The sequence below is a fragment of the Curtobacterium sp. MCLR17_051 genome (assembly GCF_003234395.1).
In the GTDB taxonomy this organism is placed as follows: Bacteria; Actinomycetota; Actinomycetes; order Actinomycetales; family Microbacteriaceae; genus Curtobacterium; species Curtobacterium flaccumfaciens.
On sequence record NZ_QKTA01000003.1, the window covers coordinates 90,224 to 109,013 of the forward strand.

At 70.5% G+C, this 18,790-nt stretch carries 16 protein-coding genes and 1 other RNA gene; 13 read left to right on the plus strand and 4 right to left on the minus strand.

From position 1 onward, the window contains the following. The first annotated feature begins 145 nt into the window (after nt 1–145). Together DEJ06_RS04735 and DEJ06_RS04740 are read left to right on the plus strand one after the other, a co-directional pair. Nucleotides 146–1,888 carry a hypothetical protein gene (locus DEJ06_RS04735; RefSeq protein ID WP_111038568.1) on the plus strand — a complete coding sequence of 581 codons (1,743 nt, stop codon included), beginning with the start codon at nt 146–148 and terminating at the stop codon, nt 1,886–1,888. Continuing rightward, entirely contained in the window at nt 1,885–2,895 is a 1,011-nt protein-coding gene (locus DEJ06_RS04740; RefSeq protein WP_111038569.1) for a tetratricopeptide repeat protein, read from the plus strand. The genes DEJ06_RS04735 and DEJ06_RS04740 overlap by 4 nt, the downstream gene beginning before the upstream one ends. Here the strand turns inward: DEJ06_RS04740 and glgB are convergent. The 3 genes from glgB to DEJ06_RS04755 form a co-directional block, all read right to left on the minus strand. After that, on the minus strand, nt 2,892–5,573 hold the full coding sequence (gene glgB, locus DEJ06_RS04745; protein ID WP_258372587.1) for a 1,4-alpha-glucan branching protein GlgB: 2,682 nt from the start codon (nt 5,571–5,573) through the stop codon (nt 2,892–2,894). The genes DEJ06_RS04740 and glgB overlap by 4 nt on opposite strands. Further along, a complete protein-coding gene (locus tag DEJ06_RS04750) occupies nt 5,570–7,570 on the minus strand; it encodes an alpha-1,4-glucan--maltose-1-phosphate maltosyltransferase (protein WP_171907870.1) in 2,001 nt (666 codons plus the stop codon). The genes glgB and DEJ06_RS04750 overlap by 4 nt, the downstream gene beginning before the upstream one ends. A 174-nt stretch (nt 7,571–7,744) precedes the next feature. Next, nucleotides 7,745–9,844, minus strand: a complete 2,100-nt coding sequence (locus tag DEJ06_RS04755; RefSeq protein ID WP_111038570.1) for a glycogen-debranching protein — start codon at nt 9,842–9,844, stop codon at nt 7,745–7,747. 59 nt (nt 9,845–9,903) lie between these two features. Between DEJ06_RS04755 and DEJ06_RS04760 the strand changes: the two genes are divergently transcribed. From DEJ06_RS04760 to DEJ06_RS04775, 4 genes are all read left to right on the plus strand, one after another. Beyond that, the gene (locus DEJ06_RS04760; protein WP_071406368.1) at nt 9,904–11,085 is read left to right on the plus strand and encodes a cysteine desulfurase family protein; all 1,182 of its coding nucleotides are present in this window, start codon (nt 9,904–9,906) and stop codon (nt 11,083–11,085) included. A gap of 15 nt (nt 11,086–11,100) precedes the next feature. Next, nucleotides 11,101–11,283: a hypothetical protein gene (locus DEJ06_RS04765; protein WP_111038571.1), complete on the plus strand. Its 183-nt coding sequence runs from the start codon at nt 11,101–11,103 to the stop codon at nt 11,281–11,283. A gap of 305 nt (nt 11,284–11,588) precedes the next feature. After that, nucleotides 11,589–11,864, plus strand: a complete 276-nt coding sequence (locus DEJ06_RS18545; RefSeq protein ID WP_258372465.1) for a hypothetical protein — start codon at nt 11,589–11,591, stop codon at nt 11,862–11,864. Nucleotides 11,865–11,921: 57 nt separating this feature from the next. Then, nucleotides 11,922–12,419 carry a hypothetical protein gene (locus DEJ06_RS04775; RefSeq protein WP_111038573.1) on the plus strand — a complete coding sequence of 166 codons (498 nt, stop codon included), beginning with the start codon at nt 11,922–11,924 and terminating at the stop codon, nt 12,417–12,419. Here DEJ06_RS04775 and DEJ06_RS04780 read toward each other — a convergent pair. After that, a complete protein-coding gene (locus DEJ06_RS04780) occupies nt 12,412–13,047 on the minus strand; it encodes a hypothetical protein (RefSeq protein WP_111038574.1) in 636 nt (211 codons plus the stop codon). The genes DEJ06_RS04775 and DEJ06_RS04780 overlap by 8 nt on opposite strands. Nucleotides 13,048–13,186: 139 nt before the next feature. On the opposite strand from DEJ06_RS04780, the gene DEJ06_RS04785 reads away from it, so the two are divergent. The 7 genes from DEJ06_RS04785 (at nt 13,187) to DEJ06_RS17995 (ending at nt 18,780) form a co-directional block, all read left to right on the plus strand. Next, entirely contained in the window at nt 13,187–13,693 is a 507-nt protein-coding gene (locus DEJ06_RS04785; RefSeq protein WP_111038575.1) for a GNAT family N-acetyltransferase, read from the plus strand. 114 nt (nt 13,694–13,807) lie between these two features. Continuing rightward, nucleotides 13,808–14,917, plus strand: a complete 1,110-nt coding sequence (prfB, locus tag DEJ06_RS04790) for a peptide chain release factor 2 (protein WP_071244840.1) — start codon at nt 13,808–13,810, stop codon at nt 14,915–14,917. 61 nt (nt 14,918–14,978) lie between these two features. Continuing rightward, nucleotides 14,979–15,734, plus strand: coding sequence for a cell division ATP-binding protein FtsE (gene ftsE, locus DEJ06_RS04795; protein WP_017888215.1), 756 nt, complete (start codon nt 14,979–14,981; stop codon nt 15,732–15,734). After that, nucleotides 15,731–16,645, plus strand: coding sequence for a permease-like cell division protein FtsX (ftsX, locus tag DEJ06_RS04800; RefSeq protein WP_027465852.1), 915 nt, complete (start codon nt 15,731–15,733; stop codon nt 16,643–16,645). Before ftsE ends, ftsX begins: the two co-directional genes overlap by 4 nt. Before the next feature lie 130 nt (nt 16,646–16,775). Further along, the gene (gene smpB, locus DEJ06_RS04805) at nt 16,776–17,252 is read left to right on the plus strand and encodes an SsrA-binding protein SmpB (RefSeq protein WP_027465851.1); all 477 of its coding nucleotides are present in this window, start codon (nt 16,776–16,778) and stop codon (nt 17,250–17,252) included. Between the two features lie 95 nt (nt 17,253–17,347). Further along, nucleotides 17,348–17,724: a transfer-messenger RNA gene (gene ssrA / locus DEJ06_RS04810) on the plus strand. A 162-nt stretch (nt 17,725–17,886) separates the two neighbouring features. Beyond that, complete coding sequence (locus DEJ06_RS17995) at nt 17,887–18,780, plus strand: hypothetical protein (RefSeq protein WP_146245788.1); 894 nt, start codon at nt 17,887–17,889, stop codon at nt 18,778–18,780. Nucleotides 18,781–18,790: the final 10 nt, after the last annotated feature.

Below are 18,790 nucleotides of genomic sequence, written 5' to 3' on the forward strand. Positions count from 1 at the left end.
CCGCGGTCGATTGTAGTGGCGGCCGGAGCGGGTCGTCTGAGTCCGGCGACAGCGCGGATTGATGCGCTGTCCAGCGTTGCTCGCTATCCTGAGTCGCTGATTCGCGCGCCGACATCCCCCCCCCGGCGCGGTAGGGAGAGAGTTCGTGCGATTCGTCCTGGCGATCGTCAGTTTCGTCATCGGTCTGCTGCTCGTGGCGCTGGCGGTGGGACAGCGGACCGTGTTCGCGCCGCCGTCCTCGCTCGTGGCCGAGAGCTCGACGACCAGTTCCGCCCCGGTGACCGTGATCCCGGGGACGACGCTCAACGCCAATCCCGGCTACCAGCGCATCAACGTGTCCGGCTCCGGCAAGGTCTTCGCGGCCTACGGCAAGACCGCCGACGTCGACGCCTGGATCGGTGACGCCGAGCACACCACGCTCCGTTTCGACGCCGAGAAGGGCTCGCTGGTCGGGTCGACCTCGGGCAGCGAGACCAGCGTCCCGTCGCCGAAGGGCAGCGACCTCTGGTACCAGGAGTACGACGGTGCCGGGCAGTTCACCGTCCGCCTGCCGCAGGACGTCTCGGTCCTCGTCGTGAGCGACGGCAAGGCCGCAGCACCGAGCGACGTGTCCGTCACCTGGCCGCAGGACACCGCGACGCCGGCGGTCGGTCCGCTGCTCGTGGCCGGCGGCGTGTTCGTCCTCGGAGGCCTCGTGTTGCTCGTCCTCGCCTTCCTGCACCAGCGCCGTGGCCGCGGTCCCCGCCGTCGCAGTGGTGGCAGCCGCCCGCCGCGGGTGCGTGCGTCCCGTCGAGCCGCCGCCGCCGGAGCCCAGGTGCCGCGTCGCGGTCGTCGCGGCACGCGCGCGCTCATCGGCGTCCCGGTGCTGCTCGTCGGCGCCCTGACCCTGGCCGGTTGTTCCTCGGACTACTGGCCGCAGGGCGGCGACCCGTCGCTCGCCACACCGACCCCGACGGCCACCGCCACGGGGGCTGCTGAGACCACCGAGCCGACGGCTGCGACCAAGCAGCAGATCACCCGCATCGTGCAGCGGACCGCCGCCGTCGCCGAGCAGGCCGACGGGGCGCGCGACCGTGACCTGGTCCGGACCCGGTTCTCCGGCGCGGCGCTCGACCTCCGTCTGGCGAACTACTCGATCCGCGGCAAGGACTCGGACGTCAAGGCACCGCCGGCGATCTCGGCCGCGCAGGTGTGCGTCGCGCTGCCGCAGCAGACCGACACCTGGCCCCGAACGGTCTTCACGATCGTCGCCGAGGACTGTGACGCCAAGTCCGCGCCGCAGGCCCTGACCCTGGTGCAGGACACCGCCCGCGATCCCTACAAGGTGGCGTACGACGTCTCGCTCGAGGCCGACGCGAAGATCCCGAGCCTCGCCCCGACGACGATCGGTGCCGCACTGCTCGCGCCGGAGTCGAAGCTCCTGACGATCCAGCCCGACCAGGTCGCGACCGCCTACGGCGACATCCTGTCGAAGGACACCGCCAGCGAGTACGCCGACCTGTTCGCGACCGAGGGCGATGCGCTCCGCACCACCATCGGCAAGGCGTACAAGGACAAGAAGGCCAAGGCCCTGCCGGACACGGCGAAGATCGAGTACTCGTCCGAGGTGCCCGCCGACTCCGCCGTCGCGATCGCGACCGACGACGCTGGCGCCCTGGTCTCCGCGGACCTGGACGAGATCGAGAAGGTGACCCCGACCGCGTCGGGCGCCGAGGTGAACACCGAGGGTGCCGTCAAGGCACTGTCCGGCGTGGACACGAGCAAGAAGGGCATCAGCGCGACCTACAGCGTCCAGCTGCTCTTCTACGTGCCGCCGGTCGCCTCGGATGGCAAAGTGGTCCTGCTCGGGTTCACACAGGGCCTGACCGCAGCGAGTGAGGTGCAATGAGCAACATCCCCCCGACCCCGTCCGGGCTCCGCGGAGCCGTGGACCTGTCGTCCCTCGTCGACCGTGCACAGCGGCCGCCCCAGCCGTCCGGTGCTCCGGCAGCGGCGGGTTCCGCCGGCGGAGCCGTTCCCGGCACCGAGGCTGGCACCGCGAACGGTGCCGACCTGACCGTCCCGTCGCTCGTGATCGACGTCACCGACGCGACCTTCCAGGACGTCCTGGAGCTGTCGAACGTCGTCCCGGTCATCGTGGACATCTGGGCCGAGTGGTGCGGGCCGTGCAAGCAGCTCTCGCCGATCCTCGAGCAGCTCACCGCGGAGTACGACGGCCGCGTGGTGCTCGCCAAGGTGGACGCCGACACGAACCCCCAGCTCGTGCAGGCGTTCCAGGCGCAGTCGATCCCGACCGTCGCAGCCGTCATCGGTGGACGCCCGCTCGGGCTCTTCGTCGGGGCACTGCCCGAGGCGCAGGTCCGCGACGTCTACGAGCAGGTGCTCCAGGCCGCCGAGCAGAACGGCGTGGCCGGTCGCGTAACCGTCGACGGCGCTGCGACCGAGGTCGCCCCTGAGCAGGGCGAGCCCGAGCCGGAGCCACTCCCGCCGCACCACCAGGCCGCGTACGACGCGATCGAGCAGGGCGACTACGCCACCGCGATCGAGGAGTACAAGACCGCCATCCTGCAGGACCCGCACGACCAGATGGCCGTCGCGGGACTCGCACAGGTGTCGCTGCTCGACCGGCTGAACGGCCGGACGGCCGACGAGATCCGTGCGGCCGCTGCCGCCGGCCCGCAGGACGTCCAGGCACAGCTCGCGGTCGCCGACCTCGACATCTCCGGCGGGCACGTCGACGACGCTTTCGGACGTCTCCTGGACCTGGTGCCGACGGTGTTCGGCGACGACCGTGAGGCCCTGCGCGTCCGGCTCGTCGAGTACTTCGAGCTCATCGGCAGCGAGGACCCGCGCGTCGTCGCGGCGCGTCGCCGCCTGGCGAACGCCCTGTACTAGACCTGCGGGGTCCGTACGGCGAAGAAGACGCCGTCGTCACACCGAGACGCCGCCGAATCCGGCGGCGTCTCGGCGTCTCGGGGGCGTCTCGAGGACACGACGGCGTCTCGCGCATCGCGCTCGCCCGGGACGAGACAGACGGCACCGAGCGGCGGGACCACGAGGTGCGCCGAGGCGGGGCGGCCCGCCCACGGGGTGTCCTCTGCGGTGACGACGCCGAGGTTGCCGACTCCGGAGCCGCCGTACTCGGCAGCATCGGTGTTGAGCACCTCGTGCCACTCGCCGGCGGTCGGCAACCCGAAGCGACGCTCCACCGGCACGCCGGAGAAGTTCACGAACACCGCGACCCGGTCGTCGCCGTCCTTCCGCAGGAACCCGAGGGTCGAGTGCGGTGCGTCGCCGCCCTCGAGCCACTCGAAGCCGTCGGCCGTCGAGTCGTGCGTCCAGAGCGCAGGGGAGTCCTTGTACACGCGGTTGAGCTCCGCGACGAGGTCCTGCACACCGCGGTGACCGGGCTGGTCGAGGAGTGACCAGTCGAGGCCCTTCGCCTCGGACCACTCGGCGGGCTGCGCGAATTCCTGGCCCATGAAGAGCAGCTGCTTGCCGGGGTGCGCCCACATGAACGCCAGGTACGCACGCACGTTGGCGAGCTTCTGCCACTCGTCGCCGGGCATCTTGCCGTACAGGGAGCCCTTGCCGTGCACGACCTCGTCGTGGCTGATCGGCAGGGTGAACTGCTCGCTGAACGCGTAGACGAACGAGAAGGTGATCTCGTCGTGGTGGTAGCTGCGGTACGCGGGGTCGCGCTGCACGTACTCGAGCGAGTCGTGCATCCACCCCATGTTCCACTTCTGCCCGAAGCCGAGTCCGCCGGCGCTCGTCGGCTGGGTCACGCCCGGCCACGAGGTGCTCTCCTCGGCGATCATCACGATGCCGGGGTAGCGCTTGTACGCCGTCGCGTTCGTCTCCTGCAGGAACGAGATCGCGTCGAGGTTCTCGCGGCCGCCGTGGATGTTCGGCAGCCAGTCGGTTCGGGAGTAGTCGAGGTACAGCATCGAGGCCACCGCGTCGACCCGCAGGCCGTCGATGTGGAACTCCTCGAACCAGTACAGCGCGTTCGCGACCAGGAAGTTGCGCACCTGCGGCTGTCCGAAGTCGAACACGTAGGTGCCCCAGTCGAGCTGCTCGCCGCGGCGGGGGTCCGGGTGCTCGAACAGCGCGTAGCCGTCGAAGCGCCCGAGGGCCCATTCGTCCTTCGGGAAGTGCCCGGGGACCCAGTCCATGATCACGCCGATGCCGGCGGAGTGCAGGCGGTCGATCAGGTAGCGCAGGTCGTCCGGCGAACCGAAGCGCGCGGTCGGCGCGTAGTACCCGGTGACCTGGTAGCCCCACGACCCGCCGAACGGGTGCTCGGCGAGCGGCAGGAACTCCACGTGGGTGAAGCCGGTGTACTCCATGTGGCCGATGAGCTGGTCGGCGACCTCGCGGTACGACAGGCCGGGGCGCCACGAGCCGAGGTGCACCTCGTAGACGCTCATCGGGGCGTCGTGCGTGGTGGTCTGGGCGCGGCGCTCCATCCACGCGGCGTCGCCCTCGGACCACGTGTACGTGGACTCGGTGACGACGGAGGCCGTGGCGGGCGCGATCTCGGCCTCGCGGGCGAAGGGGTCGGCCCGCTCCACCCAGCCGGAGTCGGTGAGGATCTGGAACTTGTACCGCTGTCCGACGACGGCACCGGGCCAGAACAGCTCCCAGACGCCGAGGTCGCTCAGACGGCGCATCGCGGTGGTGCGGCCTTCCCAGCCCTCGAAGTCGCCGATCACGCGGACGGCGGTGGCCCGGGGCGCCCAGACGGCGAACGCGACACCGTCGACACCGTCGACCGTGCGGGCGTGTGCGCCGAGGTGGTGCCAGAGCTGCTCGTCACGGCCCTCGCCGAACAGGTGCAGGTCGAGCTCGCCGAGCGTCGGGGCGAACCGGTACGCGTCGTCGGTGGTCCAGGTGGCGTCGTCTTCGTCCGTGGACTCGTCGTAGTCGTACTCCGACTCGACGCGGTAGCGACCGAGGGTCTCGGCAGTGGCGCCGGCCCAGAGCCCGTCGCCCTCGTGCGTGAGTTCGATGTCGTCGCCGTCGGGGCGCACGAGGCGCACCGCGCGGGCCAGGTGCCGGACGACGCGGACGCTGGTGCCACCGTCGACCGGGTGCGGGCCGAGCACGTCGTGCGGCTGGGACCAGCGGCCCTCGGCCACCTGCAGACGCAGCCAGTCCTCGATCGGAGCCGGACGCGGATCGGTGGCCGTACCGGTGGCGGCAGCGGCGGCCGGAGCCGAGGCAGCAGCCGACGCCGGAGCAGCGGCGCTGGGGGCGACCGGCGCGTCGACGGAGGCCGGACGGACCACGGGTGCAGCGCCGCCGGTCGGGGCGGTCAGGGCGTCCGACGATGCCGCGGCTGCCACGGACGGCTGCCGCGGGTGCGTCGGGTCGGCGGGGTGCCCGGCGAGCGTGGCGGACTCCGCCACGCCGCGGTCGGGCGCCTCGCGCTGCGCCGGCGGAGCGCCGGGCAGGTCCTCGTCGGGCGCGGACACCTTCGGCTCGTACCGCGGCACGGCCGGCGGCGGAGGCGGCACCGGCGGGACGGCCGGTCCGCGCTTCGTGGGGTCGGTCGGTTCGGGGGTCATCGGTGGGGTCCTTCCACGACGAGCAGGTGCACGGGCTCCTGGAACGCGTCCAGGCGGACGTAGTTCGACGCGCCCCAGGTCCAGCGCTGACCTGTCACGACGTCACGGACGTCGAACAGGCCCTCGGTCGGCAGACCGAGTGCGGCGAGGTCCAGGTGCACGGTGGTCTCACGGGCGGAGTGCGGGTCGACGTTGGCGACCACGATCACGGTGTCGGGGCGCCCTGACCGGATGTACTCGCCCGACAGGTGCTTCGAGTAGACGACGATCGCCGGGTCGTCGGCGGCGTGCACGTGCAGGTTCCGCAGCTGTCGCAGCGCGGGGTGCGCCGCCCGGAGGCGGTTGAGCATCGTCACGTACGGCGCGAGCGACGCACCCTCGGCCTCGGCCAGGGCGAAGTCGCGCGGCTTGTACTCGTACTTCTCGTTGTCGATGTTCTCTTCCGAGCCCGGACGGGCGACGTCCTCGAACAGCTCGTACCCGGCGTACATGCCCCACGTCGGCGCACCGGTGGCGGCGAGTGCCGCGCGCACCTTGTAGCCGGCACGGCCGCCGAACTGCAGGTACTCGGTGAGGATGTCGGGCGTGTTCACGAAGAGGTTCGGGCGCAGGTAGTCGCTCGTCTCGTGCGAGAGCTCCGTGAAGTAGTCCTCGATCTCGTCCTTCGTGTTGCGCCAGGTGAAGTACGAGTACGACTGCTGGAACCCGGCCTCGGCGAGCGCGCGCATCATCGCCGGGCGGGTGAACGCCTCGGCGAGGAACACGGTGTCGGGGTGCTCGTCGCGGATCTCACGGATGACCCGTTCCCAGAACCAGAGCGGCTTGGTGTGCGGGTTGTCGACGCGGAAGATGCGGATGCCGAAGGCGATCCAGTGGCGCAGGACGCGCTCGACCTCGGTGACCAGGCCCTCGGGGTCGGTGTCGAACTGGATCGGGTAGATGTCCTGGTAGCGCTTCGGCGGGTTCTCGGCGGTCGCGATGGACCCGTCGGCGCGCTGCGTGAACCACTCCGGGTGCTGCGTGACCCAGGGGTGGTCGGGGGAGCACTGCAGCGCGAAGTCGAGCGCGACCTCCATGCCGGTGTTCTTCGCCGTCTCGACGAAGTCGCGGAAGTCGTCCTCGGTGCCGAGGTCGGGGTGGATCGCGTCGTGCCCGCCCTCGGGGGAGCCGATCGCCCAGGGGCTGCCGGGGTCGTTCGGCCCGGGCGTGAGCGTGTTGTTCGGCCCCTTGCGGGCGGTGGTGCCGATGGGGTGGATCGGCGGCAGGTAGATGACGTCGAAGCCCATCCGGGCGACGGCGGGCAGACGGCGGGCAGCGGTGCGGAAGTCGCCGCTCTTCCAGGAGCCGTCGGGGTTCTTCTTCGCGCCTTCGGAGCGGGGGAAGAACTCGTACCAGGCGCCGACGCCGGCGCGGGTGCGTTCGACGTCGAGCAGCTGGGTGGCGGAGTGGGTCCGGAGCGAGGTGAGCGGGGCTTCCTCGACCTCGGCGACGATCCGCGGGTCGTCGACGGCGGCCAGGCGTTCGGCCGGGTCGAGGTCGGTGTCGCGGACGCGTGCGGCGGCACGGGTGGCGGCGGGGGAGTCGGTCTCCTCGGCCAGCCGGTCGAGCAGCACGGCACCGTCGAGCAGGGTCGCCTCGGTGTCGACGCCGGCCGCGATCTTCAGGCGTGCGCCGTGCAGCCAGCTCGCCCAGTCGTCGGAGTACGACTCGACGTGCCACGTCCAGACGCCGACGTGGTCGACCTGCACCGTGGCTTCGTAGCGGTCGGTGCCGGGGGCACCGAGGGTCATGGGGACGGTGCGGGTTCCACCGTCTGGGCGTTCGAGGACGAGGTCGGCGCCGATGATGCCGTGTCCTTCTCGGAAGACGGTTGCACCGAACGTGATCACCTCGCCGTCGAATGCCTTGCCGGGGAAGCCGTTCGGCGTCCTCGGGGCGAGCTCGGTGATCGGGATGCGCCCGATCTTCGGGCGGCGGGGTCGGTCTGCGGTGGCCACGGAAGCGACGCTACCCGGCGAGCGGCTCCGCGTTCCCCGGAATCGGCCCGCTGTGGAGGGCCGGGCGCGCCGTGGAGCCTGTTGAGGACCGGACGGGAGGCCCGTGCCGGGGCCGCCACGGGCCTCCCGTCCGCCACCCGGTCGCGACGCCGGGCCGCACCCGCCTGCTCGGCGCTACGCCACCTCGAACAGGTGGATGCCGGGGCCGTAGGCGGTGAAGACCTGCCCGGCGGGACGCAGGCGCTCGTGGTCGCGGTGCTTCTCGCTCGACCAGGCCAGGCGGTACCCGAGGACGTCCTCGCGCACCGGCAGGGTCAGGTCGCGGGTGCGGCCGCTGCCGTGCACGACCACCAGGACGCGGTCGAAGGGCTCGTGCTCCGGCGTCGACTCGACGAAGTACTGCAGGGCGCGATGCACCGGCTGGTCCCAGCCCTCGATCGTCATCGGGTGCCCGTCCGGCCCGTACCAGGACATCCGCGAGGCCCCGGGGGTCTCCTGCCCCTCGACGCCGAAGCGTGTGGGGCGGAGCGACGGGTGCGCCTGCCGGAACCGGGCCAGCGCGGCGACGGCCTCGGTCATCGTCTCGGCGTCCTCGTCGTCGGACCAGTCCACCGGGGTCAGGTCGTCGGACACCACGTAGGCGTTGTTGTTGCCGTGCTGCGTGCGGCTCCGCTCGTCGCCGGCGGTGAGCATCGGCACCCCGGCGGAGAGCATCAGGGTCGCCACCAGGTTGCGCATCGACCGGCCGCGCGCGGCGCGGACCCCTCGGTCGGCGGTGTCACCCTCGATGCCGTGGTTGAACGAGCGGTTGTCGTTCGAGCCGTCGCGGTTGTCCTCGCCGTTGGCCTCGTTGTGCTTGCCGTCGTACGACACCAGGTCGAGCAGGGTGAAGCCGTCGTGCGCGGTGACGAAGTTGACGCTCGCCAGCGGGCCGCGGTCGGCGCCGAAGACGTGACGCGACCCGGTCAGGGCTCCGGCGAGCGCACCGATCCCGGTCTGCGGCAGGCCGGTGCGGCGCTCCTCGGCGATGTCGGTGAGCCAGAACTGGCGGACCGTGTTGCGGAACCCGTCGTTCCACTCGCTCGTGCGGTGCCCGGCCGCACCGAACTCCCCGGTCTTCCAGCCGTCCGGGCCGACGTCCCACGGCTCGGCGATCACCAGGGTGTCCTGCAGGTCCGGGTGGTTCCGGATGCGCTCGAGCAGCGGGTGCGACGGGTCGAACCGGTGCTCGCCGTCGCGGGCCAGGGCGGCCATCAGGTCGAAGCGGAACCCGTCGACCTGCACCTCGCGCGCCCAGTACACCAGGCTGTCGAGGATGAGGTCCGCCGTCGCCTCGACCGAGGTGTCGAGCGTGTTCCCGCACCCGGTGGTGTCGTAGTAGGTGTCCCGGCGGGGCGGGTCGGTCCGCGCCCAGCGGTAGCGGTTCGCACCGTCGATGCCGCGAAGGCTCGTCGTCGGACCACCCAGGCCCTCTTCCGCGGTGTGGTTGTAGACGACGTCGAGGACGACCTGGATGCCGGCCTCGTGCAGCAGCCGGACCATGCCCTTGAACTCGCGCAGGACGGCGTCGGCGCCCTCCTGCTGCGCCGGTGCCGAGGCGTGCGCGGCGTGCGGGGCGAAGAACCCCAGCGTGTTGTAGCCCCAGGCGTTCTGCCGGCCGGCGTCGCGGAGCCACCGCTCGGTGTCGAACGCCTGCACGGGCAGCAACTCGAGCGTCGTGACGCCGATGCGGTGCAGGTGCGCGATCGTGCTCTCGTGGGCGACCCCGGCGTACGTGCCGCGCAGGTGCTCCGGCAGGTGCGGGTTCGCGGCCGTCAGGGTGCGGACGTTCGCCTCGTAGACGACGGCACGGTCGAGCGGGACCTGCGGCTTCACGACGCCGCCCCAGTCGAACGCGTCGTCGACGACCACGCTGGTCCAGCGGGGGCCGGACGCCTCGTCGTCGCCGGTCGGCAGGATGCCCCGCCCGTACGGGTCGAGCAACGGACGCGTCGGGTCGAACTCGTGCCGCGGCCCCACCGGCCCGTCCACGAGCAGGTGGTAGCGGTCGCCGGGCACGACCCCGGGGACCTCGCCGGTCCACACGTCGGTGTCCGGCACCCGCTCGAGCGCGTGCCGTGTCGGCCGCACGTCGGAGGGGTCGGCTCCGTCGGCGCTCCCCGCGCTCGCCACGACCAGGACGACGTCCGTCGCCGTCGCGGACCGCAGGGTGAACCGGGGGACGGTCCCGCCCAGGGAGAACCCCGGCGTCAGGTCGATCGCTGTCTCGTGCACGCGACAAGGGTACGAGGACCGGCGCGTATCCTGGACACTGCTCGATCCAGGGGGTGCATTTGTCGGTCTACCTCGACCACGCCGCGACGACGCCGATCCTGCCGGAGGCGCTCGCCGCCTTCACCGATGCCCTCGGCACCGTCGGCAACCCGTCGTCCATCCACAGCGCCGGTCAGCGCGCCAAGATGCTGCTCGAGGACGGCCGCGCCGCCGTCGCCCGCTCGCTCGACGCCGACCCGGTGGAGGTCGTGTTCACCTCCGGCGGCACCGAGAGCATCAACCTCGCCGTGAAGGGCCTGTTCTGGGCTCGCCAGCGCGACCGCCAGCGGCCCCGCATCGTCGTCCCGGGCGGCGAGCACCACGCCACCGTCGACACCCTGACCTGGCTGGAGACGCACGAGGGCGCCGTCATCGACGTGGTCCCGTTGGACGCGCAGGGTCGCGTCGACCTCGCCGGACTGGAGGCGCGGCTCGCCGACGCCTCGGACGTCGCCCTGGTCACGTTCCTGTGGGCGAACAACGAGGTGGGCACCATCCAGCCCGTGTCACGGATCGTCGAGCTCGCGCACGCCGCCGGCGTGCCCGTGCACAGCGACGCGGTCGCCGCCTACGGGCAGGTGCCGGTGTCGTTCGCCGGGTCCGGCCTCGACGCGCTCAGCGTCTCCGCGCACAAGGTCGGCGGGCCCGTTGGCATCGGTGCACTCGTGCTCGGACGGAAGGCCACCGTCGAACCCCTCATCCACGGTGGGGGGCAGCAGCGGCAGGTGCGGAGCGGCACGCAGGACGCCCCGGCGGCTGCGGCCTTCGGTGTCGCGGCCAGCGCGGTCGTCGCCGAGCCGATGCCGCACCCGTCGCTCGTCGCCCTGCGGGACCGCCTGGTCGCCGGGGTGCGCGCGGCCGTGCCGTCGGCGGTGCTGATGGGGGACCCGGTCGACCGGCTGCCGGGCAACGCGCACTTCACGTTCCCCGGCTGCGAGGGCGATTCGCTCCTGTTCCTGCTCGACGCCGCCGGGGTCGCGGTGTCGACCGGGTCGGCGTGCCAGGCCGGCGTGCCCGAGGCGTCGCACGTGCTGCTCGCGATGGGGCTGTCGGAGCAGGACGCCCGTGGTGCGCTCCGGATCACGCTCGGCCACACGACCACCGATGCCGACGTCGACGCGTTCCTGACGGCGCTGCCCGATGCGGTCGCGCGGGCCGGTGCCGCTGGGATGGCGTCGCGGGAGCCGCTGCTCGGGCGGTAGTGGTTGACTCCGGGCATGCTCCGATCATCCGCCGTGTGGGTCGTCTTCGCCCTGCTCGGCATCGTGTTCTTCGGGGTCTCGGTCGCGCTGTTCACCCACCCGGGATCGCGGCCCTTCGGGTTCGTCACCCTCGTCTGCGCGGTCGTCGTCCTGGTCAGTGCCCAGGTGGGACACCGGCGATCTCGGCTGCGACGCTGACGCCGCCCATGACAGCCAGCATCCCGGAACCTCGAACGCCGCACACTCGGGGGACGGGCGCCACGCACGACGTCGAGGGCGGCCCCGGATGGCGAATCCGGTCCGCCGATCTCCGTCCGGTCATCACCGACCTCGCTGCGTTCCGCGCGGGATCGGCCGACGACCCACTCCGTGAGGAGATCGAGCTGCTGTGGACCGGCAAGGCTGGTGATGCGCTTCGTCGCCTCGAACGGGTCGCCTCGACGCAGCGTGTCCGAGCATTGCGGGCCGACTGCCACCGTGACCTCGGTGACACCCGCACCGCTGTGCGCGAGTACGACCTCCTCGTCGCCGAGTGCATCGGCACGACTCGCGAGGCCGTGATGCGGCAACACCGAGGCAAGGCGCTGCTCGCAGCCGGGAGCGTCGACCGTGCCGTCGAGGACTTCACATTCGCCGTCGCGCTCAGACAGGCCAGTGATCCGGTGCTCCTCGCGTCGGCTGAGCAGGCACTGGCGGTCGCGCGGTCTCGGGTAGGTGACGGCACTGCGGAAGTGCTCACCGGGAGCGACGAGGTGGACGCACGTCCGCCGGTAGCCTGAGCCCGTGACCACTCCGAAACCAGAGGGCAGTGCCGACCTGCGCTGGGAGCGCTGACCGTGGTCACGAGTGGCGCTGAGCACCGTCCGCGGAACGGCACCCGGCGGGACAGCCGCTGGGCCGTCCCGATCCGTCGGGTCTTCCCCTGGTGGTACCTCAGCGGTGCGGTTGCGACGATGGCGATCCTGGTCCTGGTCGATCCCGGCGGCAGCCAGGCCACGGTGGCGTTCTGGGGGCCGATGATCGGGATCACGATCCAGGACCGCGAGCGAGCTGCGCGTGCTCGACTGGACCGCGGCCTCCCGGTCGACCGACGGTCGCTCCTGTCGCCTCCGTGGCTCGAACCGACCTGCGCGGTGTTGCTCACCGGCGTGGCTGTCGGACTCGGCATGCTCATCAACGCGCTCTTCGGGCACGGCACGTCCGTCACGACGTGGGTCGGGGCGGGGGTGTTCCTCGGGAGCGCCGCGTCCTTGGTCGGTCTCCTGCTGGTCCTGAGGAGCCGACGCCGCCGACGGTCGAGCGGTGCGGGCGGCCAGCCGGACGACGTCAGCTGACGGGGCGCTCCGAGAGGAACCGCCCGGCTCGTCGGTACTGCACGGCCAGTTGCACGAGCCCGAGCACCACCGCGAACGACGCGACGAGCTCGATCAGCTTGATGGGCAGACTGTCCGTGCTCACGGCCGTCGAGGCGGCGAACAGCATCACGGCGCCGAAGATCGGCAGGGTCCCGAGCGTGGCTCGACGGTTCTGCGCGGCCACCGCGGCGACGATGTCCGCGTGCTCGTCGTCGATCGGCTCCTTGCCGGCGATCTGACGCCGCACCGATCGCTGCTCCGCGCGGGAGAGCGGGCTGCTCACCGATCGCCAGCGAGTGACGTAGTGACCGGAGCGGAAGGCCCACACGAAACCGACGATGCCGACGACCAGCCCGAGCAGCAACAGCAGGAGCTGGACGAGCAGCTGCACGCCATCGCCGCCACTCGCGTGGCTGCTCCCGGTGGCCGGCACCAGCACCAGTGCCAGGACCACCCCGACCACCCACGACACCAGGACGAGTGCCCCCGCCCACACGAACACGCGGGTCCGGCGGCGGCGGAGCCCGTCGTCACTCTGGCCGTCGGCGAGCCGGGCGGCGGCTGCCCACCGCTCGGCTCCGGCTGGGTCGGTTGCGGGGCTGGTCATCGTTCGGGTCCTGACGTCGAGAGTCTCTCGACTCTACGGGTCACGGTCGGTGCGGGTCGCGCGTGCGACCCCGGAAGCGACTGCGGTCGAATCCGCACGAGGGGATCGCCACCGACCCGCTTCGTTGTGATACTTGGACATGCTCGAGTTGGTGAGGCCGCAGACGGCGTTGTACGAGGCGTGGGCCGAAGCGCATGCCGAGTGGGGGCCGGGTGTGCACGAGGACGGATTCGGGATCACCGCCCAGGACGACGTCGGCGACGAGGACGGGTTCCGCACCTGGGTCGGCCGACTGCACGCCAGACCCGGGGCCCTCTGGTGGATCGTCGAGGACGGCCGCGTCCTGGGCGGGATCGCACTCCGGGCGCCGGGAGACGCGGCCGGCGTGCAGCGGTTCGGCCACGTCGGGTACGGGATCCGCCCCTCGGCGAGGGGCCGAGGCGTGGCGACCTGGGCGCTGGGCCAGGTGCTCGCGCACGCATCGCGCGTCGGGATCGACCCGGTGATCGCCGTCTGCCGCGATGACAACGACGGCTCCATCGGGGTGCTGGAGCACTACGACGCCGTCCTGCTGTCGACCGAGCGCCGCGGGGGCGTGCGGCTGCGACGGTACGCGATCGCCAGGTCGCACCGGAGGCCCGGATGACGGGGCCGGGGCGGGTGTGCGAGGCGTGCGGAGGAAGCCCGCGACAAGCGGGACGGACCTGCGCCGGGCCTCCCGGTCGGCCGAGTCGGACTCGCGCCGGTAGGATCGATGACCATGGTCGAACTGGACTTCACCGAGCAGCTCTCCGCCCTTCGCGAGACCTTCGGCAACATCCGCTCGGTGGTCGACGTCGACCGCCTGCAGCGTGAGATCGCCGACCTCAGCGAGCAGGCCGGGGCCCAGGACCTCTGGGACGACGTCGACCACGCGCAGCAGGTGACGAGCGCGCTCTCGCACCGCCAGTCGGAGCTGAAGAAGATCACCGACACCGAGCAGCGCATCGACGACCTCGAGGTGCTGGTCGAGATGGCGAACGAGGGCGACGACCAGGAGTCCGCCGACGAAGCGCTCGCCGAGCTCAAGGCGATCCAGAAGATGATCGGCGACTTCGAGGTGCAGACGCTCCTCGACGGCGAGTACGACGACCGTCCCGCGGTCATCACGATCCGCGCCGGTGCGGGTGGCGTCGACGCGGCGGACTTCGCCGAGATGCTCCTCCGCATGTACCTCCGGTACGCCGAGCAGCACAACTTCAAGACCACGGTGATGGACACCTCGTACGCCGAAGAAGCGGGCATCAAGTCCGCGACGTTCGAGATCGACGCCCCGCACGCGTTCGGCACGCTCTCGGTCGAGGCCGGCACCCACCGCCTGGTGCGGATGTCGCCGTTCGGTGCCGCCGGCAAGCGCCAGACCTCCTTCGCCGCGGTCGAGGTCATCCCGCTCATGCCGGAGACCGCCGTCATCGACATCCCCGAGAACGACATCCGCGTCGACGTGTTCCGCTCGTCGGGCCCCGGCGGGCAGTCCGTCAACACGACCGACTCCGCGGTGCGCCTGACGCACATCCCGACCGGCACCGTCGTCTCGATGCAGAACGAGAAGTCGCAGATCCAGAACCGTGCGGCCGCCATGCGCGTGCTGCAGTCGCGCCTGCTCCTCCTGAAGAAGGAAGAGGAGAACGCGAAGAAGAAGGAACTCGCCGGCAACATCACGGCGAGCTGGGGCGACCAGATCCGCTCCTACGTCCTGGCGCCGTACCAGATGGTCAAGGACCTCCGGACGGAGCACGAGGTGAACAACCCCTCAGCCGTGTTCGACGGCGATCTGGACGGCTTCATCAACGCGGGCATCCGCTGGCGCAAGCAATCCGCTGCCGAGTAGGGGTTCCTGAGCCGCGCGCCTCGCTTGCTTTCCAAGCGGGGCGACCTACCCTGATCCGGTCATGATCAAATTCGACCAGGTCACCAAGGTCTACTCGGGCAACCCGAGTCCGGCGCTCGACAACCTCACCCTCGAGATCCTCAAGGGTGAGTTCGTGTTCCTCGTGGGCGCGTCCGGTTCCGGCAAGTCCAGCTTCCTGCGCCTCGTGCTCAAGGAGGAGAAGCCCACGAGCGGGCAGATCCACGTGCTCGGGCAGCGCCTCGGGTCCCTGGCATCGCGGAAGGTCCCGTACTTCCGCCGCAACCTCGGGGTGGTCTTCCAGGACTTCCGTCTGCTGCCGAACAAGAACGTGTTCGACAACGTGGCGTTCTCGCTGCAGGTCATCGGCAAGAGCAAGGGCTTCATCAGCGAGGCCGTGACCGACGTGCTGAAGCTCGTCGGGCTCGCCGGCAAGGCCACTCGCATGCCGCACGAACTCTCCGGTGGTGAGCAGCAGCGTGTGGCCATCGCCCGCGCCGTCGTGAACAAGCCGGCGATCCTGCTGGCCGACGAGCCCACCGGAAACCTGGACCCCACCACGTCCGCCGGCATCATGGCGCTCCTCGAACGCATCAACCAGGGAGGCACCACCGTGCTGATGGCGACGCACGACGCCAGCATCGTGAACCAGATGCAGCGGCGGGTCATCGAGCTCTCGAACGGCACCGTCCTGCGCGACGAACAGTCCGGCGGCTACCAGACCCAGGCCGTCCCGATCCAGCGAGGCACCGTGTCCAACACCACCGGCATCCAGACGATCCCGGGGCTCATCCGATGAGGCTCGGGCTCGTCATGTCCGAGGTCGGCTCGGGCCTGCGGCGCAATGCGTCGATGGTCGTCTCCGTCGTCCTCGTGACCTTCATCTCCCTGACCTTCGTCGGCACAGCGATCCTGCTCCAGATGCAGATCAACCAGATGAAGGGGTACTGGTACGACCGGGCGCAGGTCGCCGTCTACCTGTGCACCGACACCGACACCACAGGCAACTGCACCGGCGCGAAGGCCACCGCAGACCAGCGCGAGCAGGTCCAGGCGCAGCTCGACTCATCGACGCTCAAGCCGTACATCGAGAAGACCTACTACGAGAACCAAGACCAGGCCTTCACCCGGTTCAAGGAGCAGTTCAAGGACTCGGCCGCGACGGAGTTCGTCAAGCCGGAGTACCTGAACGAGACCTTCTGGGTGAACCTGAAGAACCCGTCGCAGGCAGACGTCCTGGTCGAGAGCCTGTCGAAGGTCGCCGGCGTGCAGAGCGTCGTCGACCAACGCGGGTACCTGCAGCCGATCTTCAACCTGCTCAACGCCTCGTCGTACACGGCGATCGGCATCGCGGCGCTCATGCTCGTGGCCGCGGTGCTGCTCATCGCGACGACGATCCGCCTGTCGGCGTTCAGTCGACGGCGAGAGCTCGGCATCATGCGGCTCGTCGGTGCGTCGAACCGGTTCATCCAGACACCGTTCGTGCTCGAGGGGGTGATCGCCGCCGCCATCGGAGCCGTCCTCGCCGGTGGCGCCATCACCGCCGTGGTCTGGTTCTTCGTCCGGAACTTCCTGGCGGAGCGCTTCACCGGCACGGCGTTCATCGGCATGGGGGACGCGGCCATCGTGGTCCCCGCGGTGATCGTGATCGGGGTGCTCCTCGCCGCGGCGTCGGCGTCGATCGCCATCCGCCGGTACCTGAAGGTCTGACGTACACAGCATCCGCGAGCGGGCGGCGCGCCGGGAAGGTGCGCCGCCCGCTTCGTGTTGACTAGTCTGTAGGGCTGCGCGGAACCACCCGAGCAGCGCACTGCACCGGTCACCATCGAGAGGAGTCGTCATGGCGAAGGAACGCGGGGAGAAGATCGTCGCGACGAACCGTCGCGCACGGCACGACTACCTCATCGAGGACACGTACGAAGCGGGCATGGTCCTGTCCGGCACCGAGGTGAAGTCCCTGCGGATGGGGCGCGCGTCCCTGGTCGACGGGTACGCCTACATCGACGGTGGCGAAGCGTGGATCGACGCCGTGCACATCCCGGAGTACACCGAGGGCACGTGGAACAACCACTCGCCGCGGCGGAAGCGCAAGCTGCTCCTGCACAAGCAGCAGATCGTGAAGATCTCGCACAAGACGGCGCAGGGCGGCTACACCCTCGTGCCGCTGCAGATCTACTTCCACGACGGTCGGGCCAAGATCGAGATCGCCGTGGCGAAGGGCAAGCGCGAGTTCGACAAGCGCCAGGCCCTGCGCGAGAAGACCGACAAGCGTGAGGCCGAGCGGGCCATGCGCACCCGGAACCGCGTCGGAGAGTAGCGCCGACGCACCTCCTCGGCTAGACTGAGGGACTGCTCCGACAGGGGCATTGGCAACTCAACAGCGTGACAGCGGCTCGCACGTCCGGCCCGCATGGGGATGATCGGTTTCGACATTGCCTGTGTGCCGACGGGAAGCGGGCCGAGGACCCACGGTTATCTCGTAAACGATCCGTGGAAAACAACAAGTGCCAATTCCAAGCGCACTGACTTCGCTCTCGCTGCGTAAGCAGCCCAGCACATGAAGTCCGTCGGCCAGGTGACCGTCTTCTAACCTGATCCCGACGTCATCCAGAGGACTTGCTGCACGGTTGCGCCTCAGGGCCGTGCGGGACTTGCACTGAGACTGGGCCCGTCGTCCTAGAAGCCGGTAGCAAAGGACGGGGCCGAGCAGAACGAACTATCCGGATACGCCCGTAGAAGACGTCGAATTGCAGCGATGGACGGGGGTTCGATTCCCCCCATCTCCACCATTCGCCGAACGACGAACCGCTGTCACGCTGCGCCACCTGAACGCCCCGGCACCGTCCCCTGGACAGTGCCGGGGCGTTCGCTGTTCCGCCACGTCCGAGGACTACGCTCCGGAGCAGGCGCGCAGAACACGCTCGCGTCGAACCCGAACGAGAGGTCAGCACGTGGTGCAGGAGATCGCGATCCGTGTCCGTCTGCGGGAGCAGGAACGAGTGGTGCTCAGCGAGTACGAGCGGATCGTGGGCTCCGTCGCCACGGTCGCCGCCCTCGCCGCATGGCTGCCGAACCCCGACACCCGCCTGGTCGTTCGCGGCCGCGGCGCGGAGCCGGTTCGCCTCGAGACCGTCACCTACGGCTCGGTGGTCGAGATGCTCGTCGTGCTCGACCAGCGCTCCGCCGGGGTCGAACGTGCCGCCGCAGCCATCGCCGCGCTCATCGAGTCGTTCCGCCACGAGCACGTCGCCGACGACGTCTCCGGGGTCGCCGGGGAACTCGATCGGCTCGACCGCGCTGCCCCGCGCGGACGCTCCGCCGTGGAACGCGCCCTGCGCACGTTCCTCGAGGGGGCACGGTCCGACGTCCTCGAGCGCAAGACGACCACCCGGGTCCGGACCGCGCAGGCCCTGCTCCGGCTCGCCGAGGCGGACGCGGTGCTGACGGTCGAGCGGGTCGCCGACGCCCTGGCACCGGTGCTCGAGGAGCACGCGGTCGACGTCGAGCTGGACACCGGGTCGGCCGTGGTCGTCGAGCCGATCGACGGGGTGGAGTCGCCGGAGACGGAGACGGAGACGGAGACCGAGGCCGCGTCCGACGACGCCGACGCCAACGTCTCGCAGGCGGGTCCGGAGGCGGTGTCGACCGTCCTGCCGCTGCCGACGGGTGCGAGCAAGGCCAAGTCGAAGAAGGACGACGACAAGAAGAAGTCCAAGAAGGACGACGGGAAGAAGAAGTCGAAGAAGGACGACGACGGCAAGAAGAAGTCCAAGAAGGACGACGGGAAGAAGAAGTCGAAGAAGGACGACGACGACGCGAAGAAGAAGTCCAAGAAGAAGAAGTAGCTCGCAGCCG

Excerpts from the sequence above, each read along its gene's own strand:
- DEJ06_RS04740 (WP_111038569.1), top strand. The coding sequence starts at position 1,885 with ATGAGCAACATCCCCCCGACCCCGTCCGGGCTCCGCGGAGCCGTGGAC.
- glgB (WP_258372587.1), bottom strand. The coding sequence starts at position 5,573 with ATGACCCCCGAACCGACCGACCCCACGAAGCGCGGACCGGCCGTCCCG.
- DEJ06_RS04765 (WP_111038571.1), top strand. The coding sequence starts at position 11,101 with ATGCTCCGATCATCCGCCGTGTGGGTCGTCTTCGCCCTGCTCGGCATC.
- DEJ06_RS04780 (WP_111038574.1), bottom strand. The coding sequence starts at position 13,047 with ATGACCAGCCCCGCAACCGACCCAGCCGGAGCCGAGCGGTGGGCAGCC.
- DEJ06_RS04785 (WP_111038575.1), top strand. The coding sequence starts at position 13,187 with ATGCTCGAGTTGGTGAGGCCGCAGACGGCGTTGTACGAGGCGTGGGCC.
- prfB (WP_071244840.1), top strand. The coding sequence starts at position 13,808 with ATGGTCGAACTGGACTTCACCGAGCAGCTCTCCGCCCTTCGCGAGACC.
- ftsE (WP_017888215.1), top strand. The coding sequence starts at position 14,979 with ATGATCAAATTCGACCAGGTCACCAAGGTCTACTCGGGCAACCCGAGT.
- ftsX (WP_027465852.1), top strand. The coding sequence starts at position 15,731 with ATGAGGCTCGGGCTCGTCATGTCCGAGGTCGGCTCGGGCCTGCGGCGC.
- smpB (WP_027465851.1), top strand. The coding sequence starts at position 16,776 with ATGGCGAAGGAACGCGGGGAGAAGATCGTCGCGACGAACCGTCGCGCA.